Origin of the sequence: Aeromonas sp. ASNIH5 (genome assembly GCF_002902865.1) — a bacterium.
GTDB lineage: Bacteria > Pseudomonadota > Gammaproteobacteria > Enterobacterales > Aeromonadaceae > Aeromonas > Aeromonas caviae.
Window position 1 is genome coordinate 3,916,973 of sequence record NZ_CP026122.1, and the last position, 25,047, is coordinate 3,942,019.

General features: G+C 64.8%; 21 protein-coding genes. 13 read left to right on the forward strand and 8 right to left on the reverse strand.

Features of this window, described 5'->3' with window-relative positions; all coding sequences use genetic code 11:
- The first annotated feature begins 36 nt into the window (after window positions 1-36).
- Window positions 37-858 carry a Cof-type HAD-IIB family hydrolase gene (locus tag C2U30_RS18505; protein ID WP_103244254.1) on the forward strand — a complete coding sequence of 274 codons (822 nt, stop codon included), beginning with the start codon at window positions 37-39 and terminating at the stop codon, window positions 856-858.
- 54 nt (window positions 859-912) lie between these two features.
- On the opposite strand, the gene C2U30_RS18510 is transcribed toward C2U30_RS18505, so the two are convergent.
- Window positions 913-1,476, reverse strand: a complete 564-nt coding sequence (locus C2U30_RS18510) for a DUF2799 domain-containing protein (RefSeq protein WP_010672898.1) — start codon at window positions 1,474-1,476, stop codon at window positions 913-915.
- 200 nt (window positions 1,477-1,676) lie between these two features.
- Between C2U30_RS18510 and C2U30_RS18515 the strand changes: the two genes are divergently transcribed.
- From C2U30_RS18515 to C2U30_RS18525, 3 genes are all read left to right on the forward strand, one after another.
- Window positions 1,677-2,516 carry an isopenicillin N synthase family dioxygenase gene (locus C2U30_RS18515; RefSeq protein ID WP_010672899.1) on the forward strand — a complete coding sequence of 280 codons (840 nt, stop codon included), beginning with the start codon at window positions 1,677-1,679 and terminating at the stop codon, window positions 2,514-2,516.
- Window positions 2,517-2,725: 209 nt separating this feature from the next.
- Window positions 2,726-4,039, forward strand: a complete 1,314-nt coding sequence (locus C2U30_RS18520; protein ID WP_103244255.1) for a sodium-dependent transporter — start codon at window positions 2,726-2,728, stop codon at window positions 4,037-4,039.
- Window positions 4,040-4,451: 412 nt separating this feature from the next.
- Window positions 4,452-5,765: a sodium-dependent transporter gene (locus tag C2U30_RS18525; protein ID WP_041211033.1), complete on the forward strand. Its 1,314-nt coding sequence runs from the start codon at window positions 4,452-4,454 to the stop codon at window positions 5,763-5,765.
- A gap of 36 nt (window positions 5,766-5,801) precedes the next feature.
- Here the strand turns inward: C2U30_RS18525 and C2U30_RS18530 are convergent, their stop codons facing one another.
- From C2U30_RS18530 to C2U30_RS18540, 3 genes are all read right to left on the reverse strand, one after another.
- On the reverse strand, window positions 5,802-7,439 hold the full coding sequence (locus C2U30_RS18530; RefSeq protein WP_103244256.1) for a hypothetical protein: 1,638 nt from the start codon (window positions 7,437-7,439) through the stop codon (window positions 5,802-5,804).
- A 142-nt stretch (window positions 7,440-7,581) separates the two neighbouring features.
- The gene (locus C2U30_RS18535; RefSeq protein WP_103244257.1) at window positions 7,582-8,046 is read right to left on the reverse strand and encodes a hypothetical protein; all 465 of its coding nucleotides are present in this window, start codon (window positions 8,044-8,046) and stop codon (window positions 7,582-7,584) included.
- Between the two features lie 29 nt (window positions 8,047-8,075).
- Window positions 8,076-9,449, reverse strand: coding sequence for an aminotransferase-like domain-containing protein (locus C2U30_RS18540; protein WP_103244258.1), 1,374 nt, complete (start codon window positions 9,447-9,449; stop codon window positions 8,076-8,078).
- Between the two features lie 116 nt (window positions 9,450-9,565).
- Here C2U30_RS18540 and C2U30_RS18545 point away from each other — a divergent pair, with 116 nt between their 5' ends.
- The 4 genes from C2U30_RS18545 (at window position 9,566) to C2U30_RS18560 (ending at window position 13,125) form a co-directional block, all read left to right on the forward strand.
- Entirely contained in the window at window positions 9,566-10,162 is a 597-nt protein-coding gene (locus C2U30_RS18545) for a LysE family translocator (protein WP_039039402.1), read from the forward strand.
- A 102-nt stretch (window positions 10,163-10,264) separates the two neighbouring features.
- Window positions 10,265-10,855 (forward strand): LysE family translocator, encoded by a 591-nt coding sequence (locus C2U30_RS18550; RefSeq protein ID WP_010672906.1) that lies wholly within the window; start codon window positions 10,265-10,267, stop codon window positions 10,853-10,855.
- Between the two features lie 135 nt (window positions 10,856-10,990).
- Complete coding sequence (locus C2U30_RS18555; RefSeq protein ID WP_041214542.1) at window positions 10,991-11,683, forward strand: aspartate/glutamate racemase family protein; 693 nt, start codon at window positions 10,991-10,993, stop codon at window positions 11,681-11,683.
- 227 nt (window positions 11,684-11,910) lie between these two features.
- Window positions 11,911-13,125, forward strand: a complete 1,215-nt coding sequence (locus C2U30_RS18560; RefSeq protein WP_010672908.1) for an aldose 1-epimerase family protein — start codon at window positions 11,911-11,913, stop codon at window positions 13,123-13,125.
- A 60-nt stretch (window positions 13,126-13,185) separates the two neighbouring features.
- Here the strand turns inward: C2U30_RS18560 and C2U30_RS18565 are convergent, their stop codons facing one another.
- A complete protein-coding gene (locus C2U30_RS18565) occupies window positions 13,186-14,976 on the reverse strand; it encodes an AMP-dependent synthetase/ligase (protein ID WP_103244259.1) in 1,791 nt (596 codons plus the stop codon).
- A gap of 181 nt (window positions 14,977-15,157) precedes the next feature.
- On the opposite strand from C2U30_RS18565, the gene C2U30_RS18570 reads away from it, so the two are divergent.
- A complete protein-coding gene (locus C2U30_RS18570) occupies window positions 15,158-15,700 on the forward strand; it encodes a hypothetical protein (RefSeq protein ID WP_042016521.1) in 543 nt (180 codons plus the stop codon).
- Between the two features lie 71 nt (window positions 15,701-15,771).
- On the opposite strand, the gene rimI is transcribed toward C2U30_RS18570, so the two are convergent.
- Complete coding sequence (gene rimI, locus C2U30_RS18575; RefSeq protein ID WP_103244728.1) at window positions 15,772-16,221, reverse strand: ribosomal protein S18-alanine N-acetyltransferase; 450 nt, start codon at window positions 16,219-16,221, stop codon at window positions 15,772-15,774.
- 74 nt (window positions 16,222-16,295) lie between these two features.
- Window positions 16,296-16,733, reverse strand: coding sequence for a DNA polymerase III subunit psi (locus C2U30_RS18580; protein ID WP_049635924.1), 438 nt, complete (start codon window positions 16,731-16,733; stop codon window positions 16,296-16,298).
- A 216-nt stretch (window positions 16,734-16,949) separates the two neighbouring features.
- Between C2U30_RS18580 and C2U30_RS18585 the strand changes: the two genes are divergently transcribed.
- Both C2U30_RS18585 and viaA read left to right on the forward strand, forming a co-directional pair.
- Complete coding sequence (locus tag C2U30_RS18585; RefSeq protein ID WP_103244260.1) at window positions 16,950-18,563, forward strand: ATPase RavA domain-containing protein; 1,614 nt, start codon at window positions 16,950-16,952, stop codon at window positions 18,561-18,563.
- A gap of 95 nt (window positions 18,564-18,658) precedes the next feature.
- Window positions 18,659-20,113: an ATPase RavA stimulator ViaA gene (gene viaA, locus C2U30_RS18590; RefSeq protein WP_029313704.1), complete on the forward strand. Its 1,455-nt coding sequence runs from the start codon at window positions 18,659-18,661 to the stop codon at window positions 20,111-20,113.
- A 12-nt stretch (window positions 20,114-20,125) separates the two neighbouring features.
- Here viaA and C2U30_RS18595 read toward each other — a convergent pair whose 3' ends face one another.
- Window positions 20,126-21,130 carry a sensor domain-containing diguanylate cyclase gene (locus C2U30_RS18595; protein WP_103244261.1) on the reverse strand — a complete coding sequence of 335 codons (1,005 nt, stop codon included), beginning with the start codon at window positions 21,128-21,130 and terminating at the stop codon, window positions 20,126-20,128.
- 194 nt (window positions 21,131-21,324) lie between these two features.
- Here C2U30_RS18595 and C2U30_RS18600 point away from each other — a divergent pair, with 194 nt between their 5' ends.
- Window positions 21,325-23,187, forward strand: coding sequence for a diguanylate cyclase (locus C2U30_RS18600; protein WP_103244262.1), 1,863 nt, complete (start codon window positions 21,325-21,327; stop codon window positions 23,185-23,187).
- A 244-nt stretch (window positions 23,188-23,431) separates the two neighbouring features.
- Window positions 23,432-25,021 carry a peptide chain release factor 3 gene (prfC, locus tag C2U30_RS18605; RefSeq protein ID WP_089503670.1) on the forward strand — a complete coding sequence of 530 codons (1,590 nt, stop codon included), beginning with the start codon at window positions 23,432-23,434 and terminating at the stop codon, window positions 25,019-25,021.
- Window positions 25,022-25,047: the final 26 nt, after the last annotated feature.

The window sequence follows — 25,047 nt, forward strand, 5'->3', positions numbered from 1 at the left end:
TGGCGCCGCACCCGTCTCGACATTCCTGGAGGTGATATGAGTCGTTATCAGGCCATTGCATTGGACATGGACGGTACCCTGCTGAACCGGGATCACAAGATCTCGTCCGCTACCCGGGCGGCCCTTGCCCAGGCCCGGGCCCACGGCATCAAGGTGCTGCTGGTGACGGGTCGCCACTTCATGACGGCCCGTCCCTTCCACCACGAGCTGGCCCTCGACACCCCCATCATCTGCAGCAACGGTGCCTACCTCTATGATCCGGTGCAGGAGAGGATCCTCGCCGGGGATCCCCTGGCCGTGGCGCCTCTCACCACCCTGCTGGAGGAGGTGCAAGCCCAGCAGATGGGGGCGCTGTTCCACCTGGGGGACGGCATCGGCTACCTGGGCTGCGAGGAGCACGTGGGCCGGATGCGGCGCTGGTCGGCAACCCAGCCGGATCACCTCAAGGTCTCCCTGCTGCCCGCCGAGGATATCGAGTCCTGGTTGCAGTCCCCCATCTGGAAGCTGGAGTTGTTCAACCAGGATCCCGGCCGGTTGCACCGTTTCGTCGGGGAGGTGGTGGAGAGACTGCCCTTCACCCGTGACTGGGCGGCCCCCTATGCGGTGGAGCTGGTGCAGCCAGGTTGCAGCAAGGGCAACCGGCTGGCCCAGTGGGCGGCGAGGGAGGGGATCGCCATGGAGAACCTGGTGGCCTTTGGCGACAACAACAACGACATCAGCATGTTCGAGCAGGTGGGGCTGGCGGTGGCCATGGGCAATGCGGCGCCCCAGATCCAGGCCCATGCAGACCGGGTCACCGCGGATCACAACGAGGATGGCATCGCCCTGGCGTTGCAGCGCTGGGTCCTGCCCGCCTGAGGGGAAAAACAGACGGCGGCATAAACAGAAAGGGGCCATGTCGGCCCCTTTTTGTCAGCTCCCGAAGGAGAACTGGATCACCCGATCCGGGAAGCGCAGCCGGTTGTAGTCCCGGTATACTCCTTCGTAGTGACGGATGGCGCGCTCGCGCTGGGCACGGTAGTAGTCGCGCTGGCGGCTGTCGCTCTCGCCCCGGATCTGCTGATCCAGCTGGTGGATGCTCCGCTCGGTGCGCTCCAGCTCCTGCTGCAATTCGCCGAGGCGCTGCTCCAGCAGGTACTCCTTGCGGCCGCGCTCGAACTGGGTGAGGAAGCTGGTGTCGTTGGGGCAGACCCCCAGGTATTCGCTCCCCTCCCGTCCCTTGCTGTAGGCAAGCTCGGGGATGCAATAGAGCTCCAGCCCCTTGGCGTAGCCGCGCTGCCACTCCGCCTCATCCACCTTGAGGCCGTACTCCCCGCAGGTCTTCTGATAGTCGCGGGTGGCGCTCCGGGTCTTGCCCTGCTCCCCGTCCTGATAGCCCTGGTTGTACCAGCTCATGGCACGGCACTCCTCCTCCGAGAGGGAACTGCACCCGGCGAGCAGGAAGGGAAGGGTCAACAACAGGATCTTGGGGGACATGAGGGGGCTCCGACAGCAAAGGGGGTGGGGCATTCTAGAAGAGGAGGCCCGTCCGGGACAAGCACCGGGCGAGGGGGCCGTATCATGATGTTTTTATCAGTATTTTCAAGCCATTGTAGACGGGCTTCCGGCAGCCTTTTCTTGCCGGGGGAGGCAGGGTAAACTGCGCCTACTTTTAACTGGCATGTAACATAAAAACAATGAAAGTCCTGACCGTCGATTATCGCTCCCCCGATGCGGCCGAGCGCTTCACCGAATCCCTGCGCACCACCGGCTTCGGGGTGCTGACTCACCACCCCATCCCGAAGGAGCTGGTGCAGTCCATCTATGACAACTGGTATCGCTTCTTCATGAGCGAACAGAAGCAGGATTTCCTGTTCAATCGCGAGACCCAGGACGGCTATTTCCCGCCCTCGGTGTCCGAGGTGGCCAAGGGCCACAGCCAGAAGGACATCAAGGAGTACTTCCACATCTATCCCTGGGGCCAGATGCCGGCAGAGCTGAAAGAGCAGGCGATGGAGTACTACCGCCTCGCCAACGATCTGGCCGCCGAGCTGCTGGGCTGGGTGGAGCAACACACCCCGGGGGACATCGCCGCCCACTACAGCTGCCCGCTCTCCTCCATGATTGAAGAGAGCCACAAGACCTTGCTGCGGGTGCTGCACTACCCGCCCTTCGACGGCACCGAGGAGCCGGGTGCCATCCGCGCCGCCGCCCATGAAGACATCAACCTGCTGACCATTCTGCCCGCCTCCAACGAGCCGGGCCTGCAGGTGAAAGGTTCAGACGGGGAGTGGATGGATGTGCCCTGCGATTTCGGCACCCTCATCATCAACATCGGTGACATGCTGCAGGAGGCCTCCCGCGGCTACTACCCCTCCACCACCCACAGGGTCATCAACCCGACCGGGGGCAGTGCCGCCAAGTCCCGCATCTCCTTGCCGCTCTTCCTGCACCCCCGTCCGGACGTGGTGCTCTCGGAGCGTCACACCGCCCACAGCTATCTGATGGAGCGGTTGCGGGAGCTGGGGGTCATCTAATCCCGCCAGACCCGGGCAGACAACAAACCGGAGCATCCCCGCTCCGGTTTTTATTTTGTGGCACGATTGATTGGTTATCCGAATTTTATTGGTTAATGATGCTAAAAACTGAGTTTTATATCGGATATACGCCGAGTGATTGCGCGCCCGCGGGCGTACTCTGAGCGCCATTTCGGGCCTCGCTGGCAGGCCCTTCGCGTGGAGTTCTTATGAAGCAGTCCCAATGGTCATCCCGGCTCGGTTACATCCTGGCCGCCGCAGGTTCCGCGGTCGGTCTCGGCGCCATCTGGAAGTTCCCCTATGTCACCGCCGCCAACGGTGGCGGCGCCTTCCTGCTGGTCTTTCTGCTGTTCAGCTTCACCCTGGGGGTGGCGGTGCTGATGGGGGAGACCCTGATCGGCAGCCTGACCCGGCGCGGGGTGGTGGGAGCCTTTGGTGAACTGATGGGCAGGCGCTGGCGCTGGGTCGGTGCCATGGGTTTGCTGTGCAGCCTGCTCATCTTCTGTTTCTACAGCGTGGTGGGCGGCTGGACCCTGGGGTACACGGGCATGGCCCTGGCGGGGGAGCTGCAACAGGGGGACGGCGCGGCACTGACCGCCCGTTTCAACGACTACGTCGGTGATCCGCTCTGGCCGGTGCTGACCCACCTGCTGTTTGCCGGCTTGACCTGGTGGTTCGTGCGGGGCGGTGTGCAACAAGGGGTGGAGCGCACCCTGCGCTGGATGATGCCGGCCCTCTTCATCATGATCCTGCTGCTGGTGGCCTTCGGCCTCACCCTGCCGGGCGCCATGGCCGGGGTGCGCCACTTCCTGATGCCCGATTTCAGCAAGCTCGGCATGTCGGGTGTGCTGGACGCCATGGGGCTGGCCTTTTTCTCCCTCTCCATCGGCCTTGGCATCCACACCACCTATGGCGCCTACCTGCCTTCCAGCGAAGGGGTCGGCCGCTCCAGCCTCTGGGTGGTGCTGCTGGCGAGCGTCATCGCCGTGCTGGCGGGCCTGATGATCTTCCCGGTACTGGCGGCGACCGGTATTGACCCGGCCTCGGGCCCGGGCCTCACCTTCATGACCATGCCAGCGGTGTTCCAGCAACTGCCCTTCGGCCAGGGGCTGGCGGTGGTGTTCTTCTCTCTGCTGGTGGTGGCGGCGCTCTCCTCCTCCATCTCCCTGCTGGAGCATTTGCAGTGCTTCCTGTCCGAGAGCCTGGGCTGGTCCCGCCGCGCGGCGTGCAACCTGGTCATTGCCCTGGTGATGGCGGGTGGCATCCCGGTGAGCCTGTCGTTCGGACCCTGGGCCACCCTGACCCTGTTTGGCAAGAACATCTTCGAGTTGCTGGACTTCATCACCTCCAACCTGATGATGCCCCTGTTCGGGCTGGCCCTGACGCTGCTGCTGGGCTGGCGGCTCGGTCGCCAGGCGCTGCCCGAAGGGCTGGCTCCCCACTGGCGGGCCCTGCTGATGGGCTGCTGGCGCTGGCTGGCTCCCCTGCTCATTGGTGGCATTCTGGTGCGCGGCCTGGTGTAGGGAGGCTTGGTCATCTCTGCCACTCCCCGGCCGGGCTGGCCGGGGAGTGGTGTGGCAGGATTGACTCTTTATAAAAATCTGTTAATTAAAAATAAATAGAGTAACGGTCTGCAATTTCGATATTTTGTTTTGGTTAAATCTGTTTTTGGTTCTGTTTTAGACTATTTCCTGTCAACTTCTCTTGCCATGGTTTAGGCTGTGGCTCCTTTTTACCGTGCAGGCGTCGCCCTCCCATGTCACCCCTTATCGCTCTCTGTGGCCGATTTAGCCCCTTCCTGGAGAGGTGACCTTGCAGGTGTCGTTTGTCTGACTGTTCATTGCAAAGGTCGCCCTCAGGCGGCCTTTTTTGTTGCGGCGCACACCGCGTCTAGCCATGGAGTATCGAACTGATGTTGTCTTGCCCGGAGGTTGTATGAGCCAGGTTCAGTGGTCTTCCCGTATTGGTCATGTGCTGGCGGCCGCCGGCTCGGCGATCGGCCTTGGCGCCATCTGGAAATTCCCCTATGTGACAGCCACCAACGGGGGCGGTGCCTTCCTGCTGGTGTTCCTGCTCTTCAGCTTCACCCTGGGGGTCGCGGTGCTGGTGGGGGAGACCCTGCTCGGCAGCCGCAGCCAGCGCGGCGTGCTCGGCGCCTTCCACAAGCTGGTGGGGCCGAACTGGCGCTGGATGGGTTACATGGGGATCCTGTGTGGCTTCTTCATCTACAGCTTCTACAGCGTGGTGGGGGGCTGGACCGTGGGCTATGCAGCCCTGGCCGTGGGCGGCGAGCTCAACCTGAGTGAGGCGAGCACCCTCACCGCACTCTTTACCGGTTATGTGAGCGATCCCCTTTGGCCGGCCCTCACCCATCTCGTCTTCGCCGGGCTCACCTGGTGGTTCGTGCAGGGAGGGCTGCAACAGGGGGTGGAGCGGGCGCTGCGCTGGATGATGCCGGCCCTGTTCGTGATGATGCTGCTCCTGGTGGTGACCGGGCTCTCCATGCCGGGGGCCATGGCCGGGGTACGCCAGTTCCTGATGCCCGACTTCTCCCACCTGACGGGGCAGGGGGTGCTCGACGCCCTGGGGCTGGCGTTCTTCTCCCTCTCCATTGGCCTCGGGGTACACACCACCTATGGCGCCTACCTGCCGAGCAGTGACGGGGCGCTGCGCTCCGGGGTCTGGGTGGTCACCCTGGCGAGCTGCATCTCGGTGCTGGCGGGGCTGATGATCTTCCCGGTGCTGGCCTCCACCGGCATCGATCCTGCCGCCGGCCCCGGCCTCACCTTCATGACCATGCCGGCGGTGTTCAACCACCTGCCGTTCGGTCAGGGGCTGGCGGTGATCTTCTTCCTGCTGCTGCTGGTGGCGGCGCTCTCCTCCTCCATCTCCATGCTGGAGCACCTGGTGCGCTTCACCACCGAGGAGTGGGGCTGGTCGCGCCGCAATGCCTGCCGGGTCCTGACCCTGCTCATCATGGCCTGCGGCATTCCGGTCAGTCTGTCATTCGGGCCCTGGGCGGACTACACCCTGTTTGGCAAGACCCTGTTCGATCTGCTGGATTACCTCACCTCCAACCTGATGATGCCCCTGTTCGGTCTGGTGCTGACCCTGCTGCTTGGCTGGAAGCTGGGGGACAGTATTGTGCCTGCGGATCTCTCGCCGCTGATGCGTGGTGCGCTGCTCTGGTGCTGGCGGCTGGTCGCCCCCCTGCTGATCGCGGGGATCCTGGTGCGGGGCTTATTGTAACGCACCTGCCAGGGCGGCATGCACCGCCCTGGATGGCTATAGGCCCTGATGGGGACCGAGGGGCGGCAGTTTGGGGGCCAGGTGGGATCTCACCTGTTGCAGGGTCTCCCGATAGGCGTTCCCATGGTGTTCCAGGAAGGCGGCACTGTGGTTGAGACGCTGCTCCAGCCTGTCCACCAGGCGGGCCACCGCCGGGGCCGCCATGCCGGCGGGCCAGCACTGGGTCAGCAATACCAGCAGTTGCCAGGCATCCCCCGCCTGGGCCGGGAATCGCTCCTGCAGGGTCAGAGCACTCTGCACGGCGAGCTGGAGCTGACCCGTGGTCATGGCCCGTTGCCGCTCCTCGCGCAGCTGGGTCAGCTGCTGCTCCCGCTGCGCCAGTTGCCGCGCCAGATCGTCGACCACCTGCAAAATGAGCCCCTGCAACAGCGGGGTCTGTGCCACCGGCCCCTGATACTGGCCGAGCTGGGCCAGATAACGCTGGGCATGGTGGGGAAGCCCGCAGAACTGGCTGACGGCCACCCCGAGCAACTGGTTGAGGTGATTGTCCCGCGCCGCCTCCGGCGGGTGCTTGGCCAGCAGCATCAAGGCGTCATCGAATCGATAATCCAGACCCAGCATCAGGGCGCGCAGCAGCCCCTCCTCGTGGGCTCGCAGGGTCACTGCCTGCTGGCCGAGCTCCTCCAGCGCTTGCTGCAGCCCATGAACTCTGGCCTCTCCCGGTGGATGCCAGAGCACCGCCAGGGTCGCATCCAGCAGGCAGCGTTCGACGGAGTGGCGAAACGTCTGTTTGGGGAAGTAGCGCAGGATGAAATCGGTGGCCTGCGCCAGCACCTGACCTTCATCCCTTCGCAGCAAGGCCAGCAAAATGGCCACCTGGCGCCACTGCGGCTGCCAGGGGCAGCGTTGGAGCAAGCCTGACAAGGTTTCCCAGGCAGGATCCCACTGCGCCTCGTGCAGTTGGCAGGCGAGAACCAGCGCCTGATGGATGACGGGGGGCAGTCGCTCCCGGTTGCGGGCCAGATCCTTGTGGGCGCTCTCCACCCGGTTCAGCCCGAGCAGAGCCTGGTTCAGTCCCTGGCGTGGCCACCAGGCATCGTGCTCCGTGGTGCAGATGGCGTAGTGCTGGGCGGCCTGCACCCGTTCCCCGGCTTGCAGCAGCATGTAGCCCTTTACCCTGTCCATCTGTGCTTCCAGCCCCTTGTGGCTGGCGTGCCGGTAAAGCAGATCCTCGCACTGGGCGCAGGCGCTGCGCCACTCCCTGAGCGCCATGGGGGTGGCCAGGGGGCGGGTCACCGTGGTCAGTGCCAGCAGCGCTTGCAGGCTGTGCGCCAGCTGCTCCGTGGTGAAGGGCACGGCCAGACGCAGGGCGAAATAGAGGTCGGAGGGGGGGAACTGACCGGTGTCCTCGTCCTGCTCCAGCAGCAGGAGCACGCAGCCGGGCGCGAGCAGGCCCAGGTGGTGTGCTTCATGCAGCAGCCTGACTCCCTCGTGGGCCTGGTGGTGATACTGGCGGCAAAGAATGGCATCGAAGGCGTGCTGGCGCAGCAGGGCGGGCAGGCTTGCAATCTCTTTGCAGTGGAACAGCTCGGTGGGGGGCAGCCCCAGATCACTCAGTCCCTGGGTGAGGGTCGAGCCCATCATGGCATCGTCTTCGATGAGGAGGATCTGCATCTTTGACGCTCCTTCGCCGGTCGGGGGGGGCGAGGTTGGATTCAAAGTTAGCCTCCACTCTCCCGCGAGAACCAGAGGGGGTCAATACCCCACCTGGGTCAGGAATGGCTCAGTGCCAGCCTTGGGCGGGGCAAAGATAGCATCACTGAAGGCCGGGCCCCCTGGCCGAGAAGGGGCAGTCCCGCTCGGGGACACGCAGCTCCCCGGCTCCCGACTCTCCCTGCCAGGCGAGCTCGAGCTGGCCCAGGCGCCCGAGGCGGCGCAGCTCGAACTCGTAGCGCAGGCAGGGGTTGTCGGTGGGCAGCTGCGTCATTCCGGCGGGCAGCCGGTAGTCGTAGCGCAGCAGGGGGCCATCTTGCAGCCGGCTCTGCACGGGCACCAGTCCCTCCGCCGTCGGTGCGGGGGCCTTGAGATAGCGGCGCAGCGCCACCGGGGCGTCGATGGCTTTTTGATAGTGAAGGCCGTTCATGGCTGCCAACTCCTCCTCCAGCCGCGTCAGCTCCCCCTCCAGTCCGCTCAGGGCGGCGCCAAGCTGTTGATGGGCCGGGGAGGCGCAGCCTCCCAGCAGCAGGGTTGCGATCAGCAGGGCGGGACGGACGGCAGACATGAAGGCTCCTCGGGTGCCAGGGTCAATGACTATAGCAGGGGATTGGTGGGCGGCGAGCCCCTCAGCAGCCCGGCGAGGCGCTCCAGCCCTTCGGCGACGCGGGCGTCGGTGGCGGGCTGGCTCAGGCTGAGGCGTACTCCCTGCGGGGCGGCAAACTGGCCGGCGGCGAAGTGTTCTCCGCTGGCGACCCCCACGTCAAGGGCGTTGGCGGCCTCCGCAAACTCCTGGCTGCGCCAGGGCTCGGGCAGCGGCAGCCAGGCGTGCATGGACCCCGCCTGCCAGCGCGCTCCCGGCAGCAGGTGGCGCAGTAGCTCACCCCGGCGCGCCAGGATTTTTCGCTGGTGTTCGATGAGCGGCATGATTTGGCGCTGGCTCACCAGCTTGCAGGCCAGTTCGATGAGCAGCGGACTCACCATCCAGCTCGACAGCCGCATCGCCTGGGCGAAGCCGCTGCGAAGGGCGGGAGGGGACAACACGAAGCCGACCCGCAGGCCGCCGCAGGCGATCTTGGCGAGACTGCCAAGGTAGATGACCCGCTCCGGTGCCAGGTTGACCAGGGGAGGGATCGCACTTTCGGGCAGCAGGCCGTTGACGTCATCCTCGACGATCAGCAGATCGTGGCGACGGGCGATGGCGACGATGGCGTCGCGCCGCGCCAGGCTCATGGTGGCCGTGGTGGGGTTTTGCAGGGTGGGGGTGAGGTAGAGCAGCTTGGCCCGGCGGGTACGGCACGCGGCATCCAGCGCCTCCGGCAGCAGTCCCTCCTCATCCATCGCCAGTCCCACCACCTGATTCTTGAGCTGGCGTGCATTGCCCAGCATGCCGGGGTAGCTCAGGCCCTCGCAAAACAGGGTCTCTCCCACGCAGCCGGTGGCCAGCAGGGCCAGCATGATGCCGTGCTGGGCCCCATGGCTGAATAGCAGGCGATCTTCGCTCGCCGTGATGCCCTGCTCGGCGAGCCAGTCGACGAACAGCTGGCGTTGTGCGGGGCGTCCGGCCTCCTTGTCATAGCCGAGCAGGCCGTTGAGATCCCCCTGCGCCAGCTCGGTGAGCAGGGGCCTGATGATGGCGCCCCTGTCCAGCTGGACCGGGAGGTTCTGCCACAGCTCGATGCGCTGGCTGTCTTCATTGCGGATCACCCATTCGTTGGCGGGATCCGCCGCTCCCCTGACCCAGGTGCCGTGCCCGACCCGGGCCGCCAGCAGGCCCCGTCGCTCCGCCTCGGTGTAGGCGCGGGTGACGGTGCCCACGGTGACCCCCAGCTTATCTGCCAGGGCCCTGTGGGTCGGCAGCCGGGTCTCGGGTGAGAGGATGCCGGTGGCGATGGCCTGCTCGATGGCCTTGACCAGTTTGAGGTAGAGGGGCCCCTCGAAAGGGGTGAGGTCGGGCGTCCAGATTGTCATGGTGACAATAAATCCATTGATCCAAGATTGTCCGCAATATAGCGTGATTATCAGTCTTTAAACAACCAACAAGCACACATTGTATCGGTACAATGTGGCGAGAAAGGAGTCTCCCCATGACCATCGAATGGTATGCCACCCTGTTTGGCTTCGCCCTGCTCACCTGCGGCACGCCAGGGCCGAACAACCTGATGTTGACGGCGTCCGGCGCCAACTTCGGCGTGCGGCGCACCCTGCCCCATCTCATCGGGGTGGCGGTGGGCCAGCCTGTGTTGCAACTGGTGCTGGCGCTCGGCTTTTATCCGCTGTTCGAGCGCTGGCCCCTGCTCAAGCTGAGCCTGCAGGTGCTGGGCAGCCTTTACCTGCTGTGGCTGGCGTGGCGCATCGCGGTGGCAGGCGCCCCCGGAGATCCCGCCAGCCGTGCCCGCCCCTTGACCCTGCTTGAAGGGCTGGGCTTCCAGTTCCTCAATCCCAAGGCGTGGATGATGGGGATCTCGGCCATCAGTCTGTTCAGCCTGCCGGGGAGCGACTACTGGCCGAGTATGTGGGGCATCATGAGTGTCTTCCCCATGGCGGGGTTCCCGGTCTGCTTCGCCTGGGTGATGTTTGGCCATCAGCTCAGCCGCTGGATCAACTCGGACAAGGGGTGGCGTCGTCTCAACGGCAGCCTGGGTGCCTTGACCGCCCTGTGCGTGGTGATGCTCTGGTATTAACAGCGTCTTGATTATTCATGCAAAGAAAATGCATTGCTGACCTTGTCGTCAGGGCGTCGGCTCTGCATATTAGGAGGCTTGCCGTATCTGAACGAGGTTGAGATGGATCTGAACTGGTTGCTCCCCCTGGCGGGCTTTGCCCTTATCACCTGTGGCACGCCGGGCCCCAACAACATGCTGCTCACCAGTGCCGGGGCCGCCCAGGGGTTTCGCCGCTCCGTGCCTCTGCTGGTGGGGGTGGTGGGGGGCATCAACCTGATGATCCTGGCCACGGCCCTGGGGCTTGGGGTGGTGTTCGAGCGTCTGCCCCTGCTGCACGACGGCCTCAAGCTGGTGGGGTCGGCCTACCTGCTCTGGCTGGCCTGGAAGGTGGCCAACGCCAGTGGCCCGGCGGAGGGGAACCGGCCGCTCATCCCGGCCCATCAGGGGGCCATGCTGCAACTGCTCAATCCCAAAGCCTGGATGATGGCGCTCTCCGCCATCAGCGGCTTCACCCTGGCGGGGGAGGCTTACTGGCCGTCCGCGGGCTGGGTGCTCGGCATTTTCTTCGTGACCGGCCTCTATACCGGTGCCTTCTGGGTGCTGTTCGGTGCCCAGGTGCGCCGCCTCATCCGCACCGCCACCGGCTGGCGTCGTTTCAATCTGGGCATGGGGCTCGCCACGGCGGCCTGCGTGCTGATGATCTGGGTTTAGGCCTCGGCCTGAGCCTTTACCGGCTGTCTTGTTGGCCCTTCGGGGCCTTTTTTATTGCCGGGGCGGTGCGATCAAACGCGCCCCCTGAGGGATTGCAGCATTGGTTTGCACCATCGGGTTACATAAGGAGATCCCATGAAATGTATCGGTCTGCTGGGTGGCATGAGCTGGGAGTCCACCGTCAGCTATTACCAGGCCCTCAACCGGGGGGTACGCGAGCGGCTCGGCGGTCTGCACTCGGCGCGGGTGCTGCTGAGCAGCGTGGATTTTGCCGGGATAGAGCGGTTGCAGCACGCCGGTGACTGGCCCGCCACCGCCCGTCTGCTGGCAGCCGAGGCCAGGGCCATCCAGGCCGGTGGCGCCGATTTTCTGCTGATCGGGACCAACACCATGCACAAGGTGGCGCCGGAGATCGAGGCCGCCATCGACATTCCCCTGCTCCACATCGCCGATGCCACGGCCCATCGCCTCCAGGCCGACGGGGTGACCCGGGTAGGCTTGCTCGGCACCCGCTTCACCATGGAGCAGGATTTCTACAAGGGGCGGCTCCAGGAGCGCTTCGGGCTGGAGGTGCTGGTGCCTGATGACGCTGCACGGGAGCGGGTGCACCGCATCATCTATGACGAGCTCTGCCTCGGCGATATTCGCGAGTCGTCTCAGGCCGAGTATCTGGCCATCATCGCCGATCTGGCACAGGCCGGTGCCCAGGCGGTGATCCTGGGTTGCACCGAAATCGCCCTGCTGGTGGGGGCGTGCCAGGCCGCCGTGCCTCTCTATGACACCACCGCCATCCACGCCGAAGCCGCGGTGACGCTGGCACTTGCCTGATGTGGTGCGGGCGGGGTGAGGGGGGCGCCCCTCTCGGCGCCCGCCTGTTTTTTCCTCCTTTCATAACTGTGAGTCAGCCTTCATTTCAGCAGGGCTGAAGCCGTTTTTATTGTCAATCGGCTCACATTTCCTCTTTTTGTCTCTTGAGTCCGGGGCGTCAGACGCCTAGTTTTCGATCACTGAAACGATTCAGCTTTCACAAAAACAAGAGACACGAGGATAAATCCATGTTGAAGAAACTCTCCATTGCCGTGCTGCTCGCCCTGGGCGCCACCGCGGGTCACGCCGCTGAATTTCTGCTGACCGACTCCCAGCAAGGGCTGGATGTGGGCGACTGGAAGATCACCAGCGAGAAGCTCGGCATCAAGAGTCCGGTTCCCTTCACCATCGAGAAGAAACGCCTGCACGGCGGCCGCCAGGAAGGGGTGGATCTGCTCATCGTCGACAACGGCGTCATGAAGATCACCCTGGTGCCGACCCGCGGCATGGGGATCAAGGAGGTCAAGGCGGCGGATCTGCGCCTAGGCTGGGATTCACCGGTCAAGGAGGTGGTCAATCCCGCCTTCATTGATCTCGAGAGCCGTGGCGGCCTCGGCTGGCTCGACGGCTTCAACGAGATGCTGGTGCGCTGCGGCTACGAGTGGACGGGTCATCCCGGAGTGGATGACGACGGCCGCCTCAAGAGCCTGCATGGCCGGGTGCAGAACATTCCCGCCTCTGTGGTCAGCGTGACCGTGGACGACGAGCCGCCCTATGCCATCCACGTGCTGGGCCGGGTGGACGAGCGCACCTTCAAGATGAGCGAACTGGTCACCTGGACCCAGCTGAGCGTGGTGCCCGGTCAGGCGGAGTTTGCCCTGCAGGACAAGCTGACCAACCACGCGGACTACGAGAACGAGTACCAGATCATCTATCACGGCAACTTCGGGGCCCCCATTCTGGAGGAGGGAGCCAGGGTGAGCACGCCGGTGAAGCAGATCTCCCCGTTCAATGACTACGCCAAGGCCGGACTCAAGGGCTGGCAAACCTATCTGGGGCCCACCAAGGGCTTCGACGAGATGGTGTTCAACCTGGTGCCCTACAGCGACGCCGACGGCAATACCCTGGCAGTGCTGAACAACCGGGCCGGCAACGCCGGAGTGGCGGTGGGCTACAACACCCGACAGCTGCCGGTGCTGACCCTGTGGAAGAACACCGACACCCGGGCCCAGGGCTATGTGACCGGCATCGAACCCGGTACCAGCTATGCCTACAGCACCAAGTACCAGCGCCCGCTCGGGCTGGTCCCCAAGATCCAGCCGGGGGAGACCAAGACCTTCGATCTGACCTATCGCCTGCTGCAAAATGCCGACGAGGTGAAGCAGGCCCTGGCCCAGGTGGAGAAGATCCAGGGCGGTCGGGCCACCGAGCTGCGCGAGCAACCCCTGGTCAAGCTGCCATAAGGGAGAGACGCCCAGCAAAAAGCCGCTCCATGAGCGGCTTTTTCATATCAGGCCCGTCGATCAGACGTGGCTGTACATGGCTTCTATCTCGCGCTGGTATTTGGCCTCGATGATCTTGCGGCGCAGCTTCATGGTGGGGGTGATCTCCCCGAGCTCCATGGAGAAGGCGCTCGGCAGCAGGGTGAACTTCTTCACCTGCTCGAACTTGGCCAGCTCCTTTTGCAGATCCTGAATGCGGGCCTCGAAGAACTCCATTACCCGGGAGTGGCGCAGCAGCTCGGTCTTGCACTGGTACTGCAGGTTGATGGAGCGGGCGTACTCCTCCAGGGACTCGAAGCAGGGCACGATGAGCGCCGACACGAAGTGGCGGGCATCGGCGACGATGGCAATCTGCTCGATGAAACGATCCTTGCCGAGGGTCCCCTCCACCAGTTGCGGCGCCACGTACTTGCCGTTGGAGGTCTTCATCAGCTCCTTCAAGCGCTCGGTGAAGTAGATGTTGCCCTCGTCATCCAGCTCGCCTGCATCGCCGGTGCGCAGGAAGCCATCCTCGGTCATCACCTCGGCGGTGGCCTCCGGCTTGTTGTAGTAGCCACGCATCACGGTGGGGGCGCGCACCAGCAGTTCATTGTTCTCGCCGAGTTTCACCTCGATGCCGTTTAGCGCCGTGCCGATGGAGCCCAGCCTGAACTGGGTGTCTTCATAGCAGCAAACGGTGGCGGTGGTCTCGGTCATGCCGTAGCCGTACTTGAGGTTGAGCCCCATGGCCTGGAAGAAGAGATTCACCTCGTCCGCGAGACGGGCGCCCGCAACCGGCAGGAAGCGGGTGCGGCCGCCGAAACGGGCGCGCAGCTTGCGAAACACCAGGCGCTCGGCAAGCCAGAGCTGGCCATAGAGCAGGGGAGAGGCGGACTTGCCCGCCTGACGGGTGGCGACCATCTGCTTGCCCACCCGGGTGGCCCAGCCGAACAGGGCGCGGCGCAGGCGCGGCGCCTGGGCGACCTTGGCCTGGATCATGGCGTAGGCCTTCTCGTAGAGGCGGGGCACGGCGCACATCACGGTGGGCTTCACCTCGCCGATGACATCCATCACCTTCTGCGGGTCGCGAATGTAGACGTTCTCGGCGCCGCAATAGAGCACGTAGTAGCTCCAGGCACGCTCGAACACATGACTCAGCGGCAGCATGCAGAGGGAGACATCCTGCTCGCTGAGGTCGAGGCGAGCGTCATGCATCTCGAAGCAGGCGGCCATGTTGGCGAAATCGAGCATGACCCCCTTGGGTTCGCCCGTGGTGCCCGAGGTGTAGATGAGGGTCAGCAGGTCGTCCATGCGGTAGTGGCGCTCGCGCTCGCGCAGCACCTGCTCGCTGGGTTGGTGGTTGCCGGAGACGAGGAAGGTCTGGAAGTGGCTGGCCGAGGCGCAGCCGCGCAGATCGACGGTGCCGTCCAGGGCGACGATGTGGCTTATCTCGCCGCTGTCGATGAGGTGCAGCGCCTGATCGAACTGGGGCTGCTCCCCCACGAACAGCATCCTGATGCCGGCATCCTTGACGATGTAGCGCAGCTGATCGAGGGTGCTGGTGGGGTAGATGGGCACGCTGACGCCGCGGGCGGCCAGGATGCCGAGGTCGGCCTGGGTCCACTCGGGCATGTTGCGGGCATAGATGCCGACCATCTCGCCGGACTGGTGGCCCGCCCGGATCAGTCCCTGGGCGCAATAATCCATGGCCTGACCCAGGGTTCGCCAGCCGATGGCGCGCCACTGGCCATCCTGCTGGACGCGCAGGGCGGCCTTGTTGCCAAGGCGGGCAATACGCTCGCGCATCACTCTAACCAGATGAAACTGCGACATCTCACGCATCCTCAAGTAACAGTTGTGCGCCCGCAGGGGCACCAAAATCGGGGCTGGAGTTTAAACTCTAACATTACAGCTTACAAGTGTGCGCCATTTGTCCTGGATCACAAAGTCGTCAACCAGATGAGAGTGAGGCATGATAGGGGGCAGGGATCGGATTCATTCAGGGAGTTGCACCATGAATATCGGGATCAAGAGCCTGTTCACCGGCGTGTTGCTGCTGTTGGCGGGGGCAGGCGCCCTCTGGTATCTGCTGGGGGGCGCGGGGGAGCAGGATAATCCCTGGCTGAGTGGCGCCGAGGGCTATGAGCAGGCGCAGCGGCTGGCGCTGAGGGAAGGATACCCCTTGCTCTACGTGATCGAGCGCGCCAAGTGCCGACGCTGCAAGGCGCTGAATACCAGGCTGTGGCGTGCCCCCGAGATGCAATCCGCCCTGGCGGGGCTGGTGAAGGTGCGACTCAACCCGGATGCGGGGGATGGCAGCGAGCACATTCTGCGCCGCTTCCCCCAGGTTGCGACGGCCCCTGGCATCTATGTCCAGCGACCGGGTGAGCCGCTTCGCCCCATCAAGATCGCGGTGGATATCGAACAGATCTGGATGCCCGGCGTCACCTACGGCCGCGGCTTCTTCATGCCCCTCTCGGGAGCCGCCTTCGAGGCCGTGCTGAGGGTGACCCTGAGCCTGGAAGACCCCTCCATCGACAATGCGCCCCTGCCCTGAGGGGGAAGCGAAGCGGGGGAGTCTGGGAGGTCAGAGGGGGGCGCCCGCTGACGGCGGTCTGCTGCGGGTTGTCAGCCGAAGTCGAACAGACGGGACATCAGCACGGCATCCTCCCTCTCCTGCCCGGTGCCATAGTAGTCGGCGCGGCGGCAATACTCGGCAAACCCCTCGCTCTCGTAGAGGTTGATGGCGGTGCGGTTGCCGGCCCTGACCTCCAGGAACCAGGCCTCGGCCTTGCCGGCCTTGCTGCGGGCCAGGTACTCCCTGAGCAGCACTCGCCCCAGCCCCTTGCCCTGAAAATCGGGGTGCACGCAGAGATTCATCAGGGAGCTGTCTCCCGCCACCAGATCCGAGATGTAGAAACCGGCCGGTCGTCCGTCCACCAGCATCAGGCCGTTGAGATAGCGCGGCCCGAAGCAGGAGAGCAGGTTGGCCTGGCTCCAGGGCTCCTGGTGGGCGGCCTGCTCGATGGGGTAGATGGCTTCGAAGTCCGATTCGAGCAGGGGGCGAAAGTGGGGCAAGAGGTCAGACATGGTCACTCCGGACGGGATTCAGGCTTGCGATGGACACCATGGCCGTGCCATGGTCGTGAGCATCAAGGGGTGTGGCGCTGCCGGCACTGCTGCCAGAGGGCGCGCTTGTGCGCCCCATCGGGCTTGAGCGGGCAGACCAGGGCATCGGGCCAGCGAGGGTCCGGCGCCGTCAGCCAGAGCAGGGGCGAAGTGGCCCCCGCGGGCAGGGAAGGCATCTCGGACAGCAGGGAGACCTCGTCGGTGCCAAGGCCGAGCCAGCGGCAGATGTCCCCGAGCAGGGAGGGCGCGGGCAGCGTCTCTGCCAGCAGCCAGAGCTTGCCGGTCGGCAGAGGGGCAGTCTCCTGCGGGGCCAGCACCTCGTCGGCGGGCGTGTTTGCCGGCTGCGCGGCGCCGTCGGGGCTGGTGCCTCCCGCCAGGAGTCGGCCTCTCTGTTGCCAGAGGGGGATGCCCATGCGGGCCAGGATGCGCTGGCGCAGCGGGTCCAGCAGGGGATCTTGCATGGCGAAGGCTCACTCTTGATCTGCGTTGGGGTAAATAATGATGCGCAGAGTACACTCTCGCGGGATTTGCTGCACCCCGGACGTGCGCTTTTCGCCCTGTGGCGATGGCAAACGAGCGCCTCCCCGGGGGCAGAGATGACAGACAATGAGAGTGGGGCGGGGCCAGAGGCCGGACCCCGTCACCACGGATGACCTATTAGCTTCGGAACTGTGCCTATGCCGCCTTTAGCCCAGAATACTGTTCGTGCCACCCCCATTCATGAGCGTCTGCCACGGCTCCTTTCCGCCCTTGGTGAGGGACTGTATGAGCGCCAGGATGCCCTGCGGCTCGGCCTGCTGGCGGCCCTGAGTGGCGAGAGCGTCTTTCTGCTGGGCCCCCCGGGCATCGCCAAGAGCCTGATCGCGCGGCGCCTCAAGCTGGCGTTTCAGGATGCCCGCCATTTCGAATACCTGATGACCCGTTTCAGTACGCCGGAGGAGGTGTTCGGCCCCCTCTCCATCCAGGCGCTCAAGGAGGATGGCAAGTACCTGCGGTTGACCAGCGGCTACCTGCCGGAGGCCGAGGTGGTCTTCCTCGACGAGATCTGGAAGGCGGGCCCCGCCATCCTCAACACCCTGCTCACCGCCATCAACGAGCGGCAGTTTCGCAACGGCGACAGCCAGCACCCCATTCCCATGCGGCTGCTGGTCACCGCCTCGAACGAGCTGCCGGCCCCGGACAGCGGGCTGGAGGCGCTCTACGACCGCATGCTGGTGCGGGTCTGGATGGACAGGGTGCAGGAGAAATCCAACTTCCAGGCCATGCTGGCGAGCGATGGCCAATCCCATCAGAACCTGACCCCCTCGGTGCAGATTCGGGGGGAAGAGTACGACGCCTGGCAGGATGCCATCGAGCAGGTGCGCCTGCCGGACGCCTGTTTCGAACTCATCTACCAGCTGCGCCAGCAGCTCGACAGTCAGCTCGGGCACGGCTGCTATGTCTCGGATCGGCGCTGGAAGAAGGCGGTGCGGCTCATCAAGGCGAGCGCCTTCTTCAATGGCCGCGACGAGGTGGCTCCCCTGGATCTGCTGCTGTTCAAGGATTGCCTCTGGCACGACGAGGCTTCCCGCACCGCGCTGCTGGAGATGATCGGCGAGTTTTCCCGCCTCTACGGCTACCAGCAACTGGCGCTGACCCGGGAGCTGCTCTCCCTGCGCGAGCAGTTCAAGCAGTTGCAGGGGGCGGTCGCCCTGCGCATCGGCTGCAAGGCGGTCAAGCGCAAGCAGTGGTTCGGCCGCCGCGCCCGCGGCACCGAACTGCCGCTGGCCAACGCCAGGCTGTTCGGCAAGCTGGTGCACTTCCAGCTGCTCACCCCGGCGCCCCTGGATGGCAGCGATCCCGAGCGCCTCACCGGCACCCTCACCTTCGATCGCACCCTGCTCTCTCATTGGCACCCCACCGGGGAGGCGCTGGTGGGCTGGCCCCTCGGCAACCCCAAGGAGGGGCACTACGAGCTGGTGCTGGACGAGCAGTTGCGGCTGCACGTGCTGGATATCCAGCGCCAGCCCGTGCCCCTGATGCTGGTGGAGCGCACCCCCATCCCCGAGGTGGTGATGGCCCCCTGGCTGTCGGCCCTGGACGACCTGACGGGCCAGGTGAACCGGGTGCTGCAAAATCTCAAGGGTCAGCGCAACCTGTTCGACCGTCACCAGCCCCATCTGTTCGTGGGGGACAACTGGTTGCGTCAGGTGGAGGACAGCTTCTTCGTGCTGAGCCGGGACCTGGAGCGGCTGGGGGCCGAGCTGCAGCAGTGGCGGGATCGTCTGCCTCTTCTCGATGCACAGGGGTGACGTCGCGTCTGACGTGGGGTTGGTGAAATAAACAGGATGAAAAACATGTTTCGTCAGCATGATATTCCATCACATCTCAACATCCGGGGTGGCCCATGCTAGAGATCGGCATGATGGACCTGGGGCTGCTCATGGGGGAGGGGGAGCTGGCGGGGGAGATGGCGCTGCTGCTTGCCTCCACCCCCAAGATCTCCGAGTTCCTCAAGCGCTCGCCCCTGCAGGGCAAGCTGCTCAGAAAGCGCATCCAGACCTGGAGCGAACAGCTTGGGGAGGAGATGCGTCACAAGCCGGTGCCGGTGGCTCTCGAGCGGGAATACCTGCTCTATCAGGCCCATCGGCAACTGCCCCTGCCGGAGCTGGTGGGGCGCCTGCCCGCCCTGCTGGAAGCCCTTGAGCAGCACAGCCCTTTTGCGGGGGATGCCCGCAGCCTGGTGCGCCAGATAGTGGCCCAGCCCACCGAGGGGTTGCGCCAGCTCTTCATCGAGAAGTGGCGTGCCAGCCTGGTGGGCAGCCTGTTGCAGTTGCAGCAGCAGATAGCGGAGGCGGAGCGGGAGAAGCAGCGCCAGGAGATAGAGGATCAACTGCTGGCCAACCGGACCCTGGCCGATGCCCTGGATCCGCACCAGATCTCCGCCGGGGGGCTCTGGGATCTGGCCCAGGGGAGCTGGCACAAGCGCAGCCTGGCGCTGGTGAAGCAGTACGCCCGCATGTTGCAGCAGGAGCCTCTGCTCGCGGAGATCGCCGCCCTGCTTGGGCGCAGCGAGCGGGAGCGGCGCAGCGAGGACAGGACGCTGCCGCCGGTGCCTGTGCACGAGCTGGAGGAGGTGCAAAGTGACGATGTGCCCGACGATCTGGTGGGGGTGCACCCGGCCAGCGATCTGATGCGCCTCCTGCCGAGCGAGGCGGTGATGCTGGCGCTGCCGGAGCTGGAGCTGGAGTTCTATCGCCGTTATCTGGAGCGGCGCCTGCTGAGCTACCAGTCGCGGGGCACCCTGCCGCGCCAGCGTCTGATGCTGCGCTCCCCCGAGCAGGGAGGGCAGGAGGTGCAGCCGCGTGGCCCTTTCATCGTCTGCGTCGATACGTCAGGTTCCATGGGGGGCTATCCGGAGGAGTGTGCCAAGGCGCTGTTTCTCGCCCTGCTCAAGGGGGCGATGGAGGAGAAGCGGGGCTGCTATCTGATGCTCTTCTCCACCGAGGTGGCGACCCTGGAGATCACCGCCGACACCGGGCTTGAGAAGGCGGAGCGCTTTCTCTCCATGAGTTTTCACGGGGGGACCGATCTGGTGCCCTGCCTGGAGCAGGCCCTGACCCAGCTCGAACAACCCGCCTTTGCCAAGGCCGACGTGCTGGTGATCTCCGACTTCATCGCCCAGAACCTGCCCCACCCCCTGCTCGAGCGGATGAACCGGCGACGGGCGCAGCAGACACGCTTCCATGCGGTCGCCATGTCCCGTCACGCCAAGGCGGCCATTTTGCGGGTGTTCGACAACAGCTGGCTGCTCGATTGCGGCCTGCGTGGACGCCTGCTGCGGCGCTGGCAGCGCCATTGAGGGTGCTCAGGCTCAGAGAGTGGGCCTGTGGTAGAGGCCCCGTTCGTTGACCTGCTCCTGATCCAGCAGCGGTTGACCGCTTGGCTGGGCAATATAAAAACCCCGCTTGCCGCTGCGCTTGACCCTGTACATGGCCTGATCCGCCCGGGCCAGCGCCGCGCCGAAATCGTCCTGGGGCCGGATGGCCGCAATCCCCATGCTCAGTCCCACCGAGGCGTCCCCGTTGGGCAGCTCGAAGGGGGTGGCGATGGCATCGATGCACTGGCGGGCGAGGTGGCTGGTGCGGGGATCGTCGCACGCCCAGGGCAGCAGCAGTACGAACTCGTCCCCGCCGATGCGCCCCAGCCGTACCTCCTCGCCGCAGCAGTGGCGAAGGCGCTGGGCGAGGGAGACCAGCAGTTCGTCACCTGCCCGGTGGCCCAGGTTGTCGTTCACCAGCTTGAAGTCATCGAGATCGATGAAACAGATGGCCTGGTACTCCCCGGGAAAGTGGCGGTGCAGCGCGGTGCGGTTGAACAGGCCGGTGAGGGGATCCCGGTGGGCAAGCTGGGCGAGCTGCTGCTCGTACTCCTTCTCGTGGGTGATGTCGATGTGGGTGCCCATCACCCGGACGGGGTTGCCCTGCTCATCCCGCTCCACCACCCGGCCCCGGTCCAGCACCCAGGTGGTCTTGCCATCCTTGCCGATCATGCGGTGCATCGCCTGATAAAACGGGCTCTTGCCCTCCAGATGGTCGAAGAAGGACTGCAGCACCTGCTCCCTGTCCTCCGGGTGCAGGTGGGCGCGCCAGACGTCGAAGTGGGCCGACAGCTCCTTGGGCTGGTAACCGAGCATGGAGCCCCAGCGGCGGTTGAAGATGATGAGTTTGCCGGTGGGCACATGGTTCTGCCAGATGCACAGGCCGGTGCCGTCCATGGCGGCGTCCAGCTTCTCCCGCGCGTCATCCGCGATGCGTTTGAGACGCTCGTTCTCCAGCAACAACCTGTCGTAAGCCTCCCTCAGCTCCTCGTAGGTCATTCCTCATCCCTTCCCCTGTTCGAAAGCATATATAGTCGATGCACTCTCTCCTTCTGTAAAGAAGGGATAGGGGAGGCTCTCGTTCTATATGAGGCGTTTTCTCACCCTCTGGCGGCTGTGCGCCCAGAGTCTGTGGGGATATGATGACAGCGGTGAGCGCGGCGTCCGGCCAGTGAAGAGGAGAAAATGTCCGCATGAAGATCCTGATGGGAGGTGGTCTGTTGCTGGGGGTTGCCCTGGCCCAGGCGACGCCACTGGCTGGGTACGAGTTGCAACTGGCGTTGCAGCGACTGGAAGAGTCGACGATGCCGGTGCAGGTATTTCGCGAGCGCGTCGCCGCCCTGACTGCCGAACAGGCACACTATCCGCCCGAGGTGCAGGGCCGCCTTGCCCGGCTGCAGTGCTGGGCCCAGCCGAGTGAACGAGACGAGGAGTTTCGCCGCGCGGTGGCGTTTGCCGAGCAGGGGCTGGCGCAGGCCCGTGCCCGCAAGGACAGGGTCACCGAGGTGGGGTTGCTCGCCTGCCGCGGGTATCACCGGCAACTGCTCGGCAACATGGCCGGGGCCGGGGAGGATTACGACGCCGCCCTGACCCTGGCTCGCCGGCTCGGGGATGAGCGCCAGCGTGCCGACATCCTGAGCCTGCGGGGGGAGATGTACTCCTACCAGGGGGAGCTGGCGGAGGGGCTGATGGATCTCATCGATGCCCACCAGCGATACGAGGCGCTCGGGCTGGAGGCCAAGGGGCGCGAGGTGCTCGCCAATATTGCCAATGCCTATCGCAGGATGGGGCTCTATGAGCGGGCCGAGAGCTATTTCAAGGAGCTGGAGCACGACTACCGGCAGCTCGGGGTCGAGGAGTACCTGGTGGACATTCACAGCCAGCAGGGGCTCCTCTACATCGACACCGAAGAGTACGACAAGGCGCTGCCCCTGATGGCCGAAGCGGAGCGTTACTATACGGGATCAAACCAGGAAGGGGTCCTGGCCTGGAGCCGGATAGAGCTGGCCACCATCCTGCAGAAACAGGGCAAGCCGGACCAGGCCATGACCAAGCTCGATCAGGCGGCAGCCTCCCTTCATCAGGGGGAGGGGGCGGACAGCGTCACCCTGGGCCACTGGCACCTCGTCATGGCCGAGGTCCTCGAGGCCCTGAACCGACCCGGCGAGGCGCTGCGGCACCTGGACGAGGCCGAGCCCATCTTTACCCGGGAGCAGAACCTGCGCTTCCTCGCCCGGGTGCATGAGACACGGGCCCGGGTGCTGGAGCGTCAGGGGCACATCCAGTCGGCCCTCACCAGCCTCAAGACCTATGTCGAGACCCGCCAGGCCCTCGAGCTCAGATTGCGGGAACAGCGCTCCTTGCAGATGCGTTTCGAGTTCGATCTCGCCCGCAAGGAGCTGGAAAACCAGACCCTCAGGTCCCAGCAGCAGTTGCAGGCGGAGAAACTCAAGCAGTTGCAGGAGCGGCGCTACTGGCAATACCTGGTGGTGGCCCTGCTGCTGGTGGTGATGGGTACCCTGGTGGTGCACCAGCGCGGGCGCACCCGCAAGATGCAGCGCCTCGCCATGACGGACGAACTGACCGGCATCCACAACCGGCGCCAGATCCAGGCCAAGGGGCGCAAATGGTTCACCCAGGCCCGGGAGGAGGGCAAACCCCTGTGCGTGCTGCTGCTGGATGTGGATCACTTCAAGAAGGTGAACGACCAGCTGGGCCACCACGTGGGTGACAGGGTGCTCACCGCCGTGGCCCAGTGCATCGAGGAGCAGTTGCGCAGCCTCGACAGGGTGGGGCGCAACGGCGGCGAGGAGTTTCTGGTGCTGCTGCCGGATACCCTCCTGGGCGAGGCCGTCGAGGTGGCGGAGCGGATCCGCCTCGCCGTCGCCTGCCTCGAGATTGAGGGGGTGCCTGCGGATCACCCCATCCGCATCAGCATCGGCTGCGCCCAGTACAAACCCGAGGATGACAACCTGGGCGAGCTGGTACGCCGGGCCGACGAGGCCATGTACGAGGCCAAGCTGGCGGGGCGCAACCGGGTGATGACGGCCCGGTGAGGCCGACCCCGGGCCCCCGTGATAGCGGGCTGGGTATTTTTCACTCGCGCGGGTATAATGCCGCGCAATTTTGCTTTGATCCGGGGCCAGACCCATGTAATGCAACGCGCTTCTCCTGTCTCCACCGGCGGTCACTGACCCGCCCGCGTGGTGTCGTTGTCTGCATGGGCGCCCTGATTCCAAGGTGCTGTCCCGCATTTTTCCCACGGTGGCTCCAGGCCGCCGCTCAATAGAAGAACGTCGAATTATGTCAGCTGAATTTTTGAGTGAAGTCTCCAAGAGACGCACTTTTGCGATCATCTCGCACCCGGATGCGGGTAAAACCACCATCACCGAAAAGGTCCTGCTGTTCGGACAGGCCATTCAGCGCGCCGGTACCGTCAAGGGCCGTGGCTCGGGCCAGCACGCCAAATCCGACTGGATGGAGATGGAGAAGCAGCGCGGTATCTCCATCACCACTTCCGTGATGCAGTTCCCCTACGCCGACTGCCTGGTCAACCTGCTCGACACCCCGGGTCACGAGGACTTCTCCGAAGATACCTATCGTACCCTCACGGCGGTCGACTGCTGCCTGATGGTCATCGACGCCGCCAAGGGTGTTGAAGACCGGACCCGCAAGCTGATGGAAGTGACCCGGCTGCGTGACACCCCCATCCTCACCTTCATGAACAAGCTGGACCGCGAAGTGCGCGATCCGATGGAGGTCATGGACGAGGTGGAGCGCGAGCTCAACATCATGTGCGCCCCCATCACCTGGCCCATCGGCTGTGGCAAGTCCTTCAAGGGTGTCTATCACCTCTACAAGGACGAGACCTACCTGTATCAGAGCGGTCAGGGCCACACCATCCAGGAGAAGCGGGTGGTCAAGGGGTTGAACAACCCCGAGCTGGATGCCGCCATCGGCGACGATCTGGCTGCCCAGCTGCGTGGCGAGCTGGAGCTGGTGCAGGGCGCCTCTCCCGAGTTCGATCACGACGCCTTCATCGCCGGCGAGATGACCCCGGTCTTCTTCGGGACCGCCCTTGGCAACTTCGGTGTCGACCACATGCTGGACGGCCTGACCGACTGGGCGCCAGCCCCCATGCCGCGCAAGGCCGAGAGCCGCGAAGTGGTGGCGACCGAGGAGAAGTTCTCCGGTTTCGTGTTCAAGATCCAGGCGAACATGGACCCGAAACACCGCGACCGTATCGCCTTCATGCGCATCGTGTCAGGCACCTACTCCAAGGGCATGAAGATGCGCCACGTGCGCATCGGCAAGGACGTGAACATCTCCGACGCCGTCACCTTCATGGCCGGTGACCGTGAACAGGCGGTCGAGGCCTGTGCCGGCGACATCATCGGTCTGCACAACCACGGCACCATCCAGATCGGCGACACCTTCACCCAGGGTGAAGATCTCAAGTTCACCGGTATCCCGAACTTCGCACCGGAACTGTTCCGCCGCATCCGCCTGCGTGACCCCCTCAAGCAGAAGCAACTGCTCAAGGGGCTGGTGCAGCTCTCCGAAGAGGGGGCGGTGCAGGTGTTCCGTCCGCTCATCAGCAACGATCTCATCGTCGGTGCGGTCGGTGTGCTGCAGTTCGACGTGGTGGTCTCGCGCCTCAAGAGCGAATACAACGTCGAGGCCATCTACGAGGCGGTCAACGTCGCCACCGCCCGCTGGGTGGAAGGGACCGACGTCAAGAAGTTCGAGGAGTTCAAGCGCAAGAACGAGGTCAACCTGGCCCTCGATGGGGGTGACAACCTCACCTACATCGCGCCGACCATGGTCAACCTGCGCCTGGCCCAGGAGCGTCACCCGGACGTTCACTTCCGCCAGACCCGCGAACACTGATCACTCCGCCCGCACCCTGCGGGTGG

Bases quoted from the DNA above. Each gene is read 5' to 3' on its own strand.
- viaA (WP_029313704.1), top strand. From the start codon at position 18,659: ATGCTAGAGATCGGCATGATGGACCTGGGGCTGCTCATGGGGGAGGGG.
- C2U30_RS18510 (WP_010672898.1), bottom strand. From the start codon at position 1,476: ATGTCCCCCAAGATCCTGTTGTTGACCCTTCCCTTCCTGCTCGCCGGG.
- C2U30_RS18520 (WP_103244255.1), top strand. From the start codon at position 2,726: ATGAAGCAGTCCCAATGGTCATCCCGGCTCGGTTACATCCTGGCCGCC.
- C2U30_RS18585 (WP_103244260.1), top strand. From the start codon at position 16,950: ATGCCGCCTTTAGCCCAGAATACTGTTCGTGCCACCCCCATTCATGAG.
- C2U30_RS18530 (WP_103244256.1), bottom strand. From the start codon at position 7,439: ATGCAGATCCTCCTCATCGAAGACGATGCCATGATGGGCTCGACCCTC.
- C2U30_RS18570 (WP_042016521.1), top strand. From the start codon at position 15,158: ATGAATATCGGGATCAAGAGCCTGTTCACCGGCGTGTTGCTGCTGTTG.
- C2U30_RS18555 (WP_041214542.1), top strand. From the start codon at position 10,991: ATGAAATGTATCGGTCTGCTGGGTGGCATGAGCTGGGAGTCCACCGTC.
- C2U30_RS18525 (WP_041211033.1), top strand. From the start codon at position 4,452: ATGAGCCAGGTTCAGTGGTCTTCCCGTATTGGTCATGTGCTGGCGGCC.
- C2U30_RS18550 (WP_010672906.1), top strand. From the start codon at position 10,265: ATGGATCTGAACTGGTTGCTCCCCCTGGCGGGCTTTGCCCTTATCACC.
- C2U30_RS18595 (WP_103244261.1), bottom strand. From the start codon at position 21,130: ATGACCTACGAGGAGCTGAGGGAGGCTTACGACAGGTTGTTGCTGGAG.
- C2U30_RS18505 (WP_103244254.1), top strand. From the start codon at position 37: ATGAGTCGTTATCAGGCCATTGCATTGGACATGGACGGTACCCTGCTG.
- C2U30_RS18545 (WP_039039402.1), top strand. From the start codon at position 9,566: ATGACCATCGAATGGTATGCCACCCTGTTTGGCTTCGCCCTGCTCACC.
- C2U30_RS18600 (WP_103244262.1), top strand. From the start codon at position 21,325: ATGAAGATCCTGATGGGAGGTGGTCTGTTGCTGGGGGTTGCCCTGGCC.
- C2U30_RS18560 (WP_010672908.1), top strand. From the start codon at position 11,911: ATGTTGAAGAAACTCTCCATTGCCGTGCTGCTCGCCCTGGGCGCCACC.
- C2U30_RS18515 (WP_010672899.1), top strand. From the start codon at position 1,677: ATGAAAGTCCTGACCGTCGATTATCGCTCCCCCGATGCGGCCGAGCGC.
- C2U30_RS18540 (WP_103244258.1), bottom strand. From the start codon at position 9,449: ATGACAATCTGGACGCCCGACCTCACCCCTTTCGAGGGGCCCCTCTAC.
- C2U30_RS18580 (WP_049635924.1), bottom strand. From the start codon at position 16,733: ATGCAAGATCCCCTGCTGGACCCGCTGCGCCAGCGCATCCTGGCCCGC.
- C2U30_RS18535 (WP_103244257.1), bottom strand. From the start codon at position 8,046: ATGTCTGCCGTCCGTCCCGCCCTGCTGATCGCAACCCTGCTGCTGGGA.
- C2U30_RS18565 (WP_103244259.1), bottom strand. From the start codon at position 14,976: ATGTCGCAGTTTCATCTGGTTAGAGTGATGCGCGAGCGTATTGCCCGC.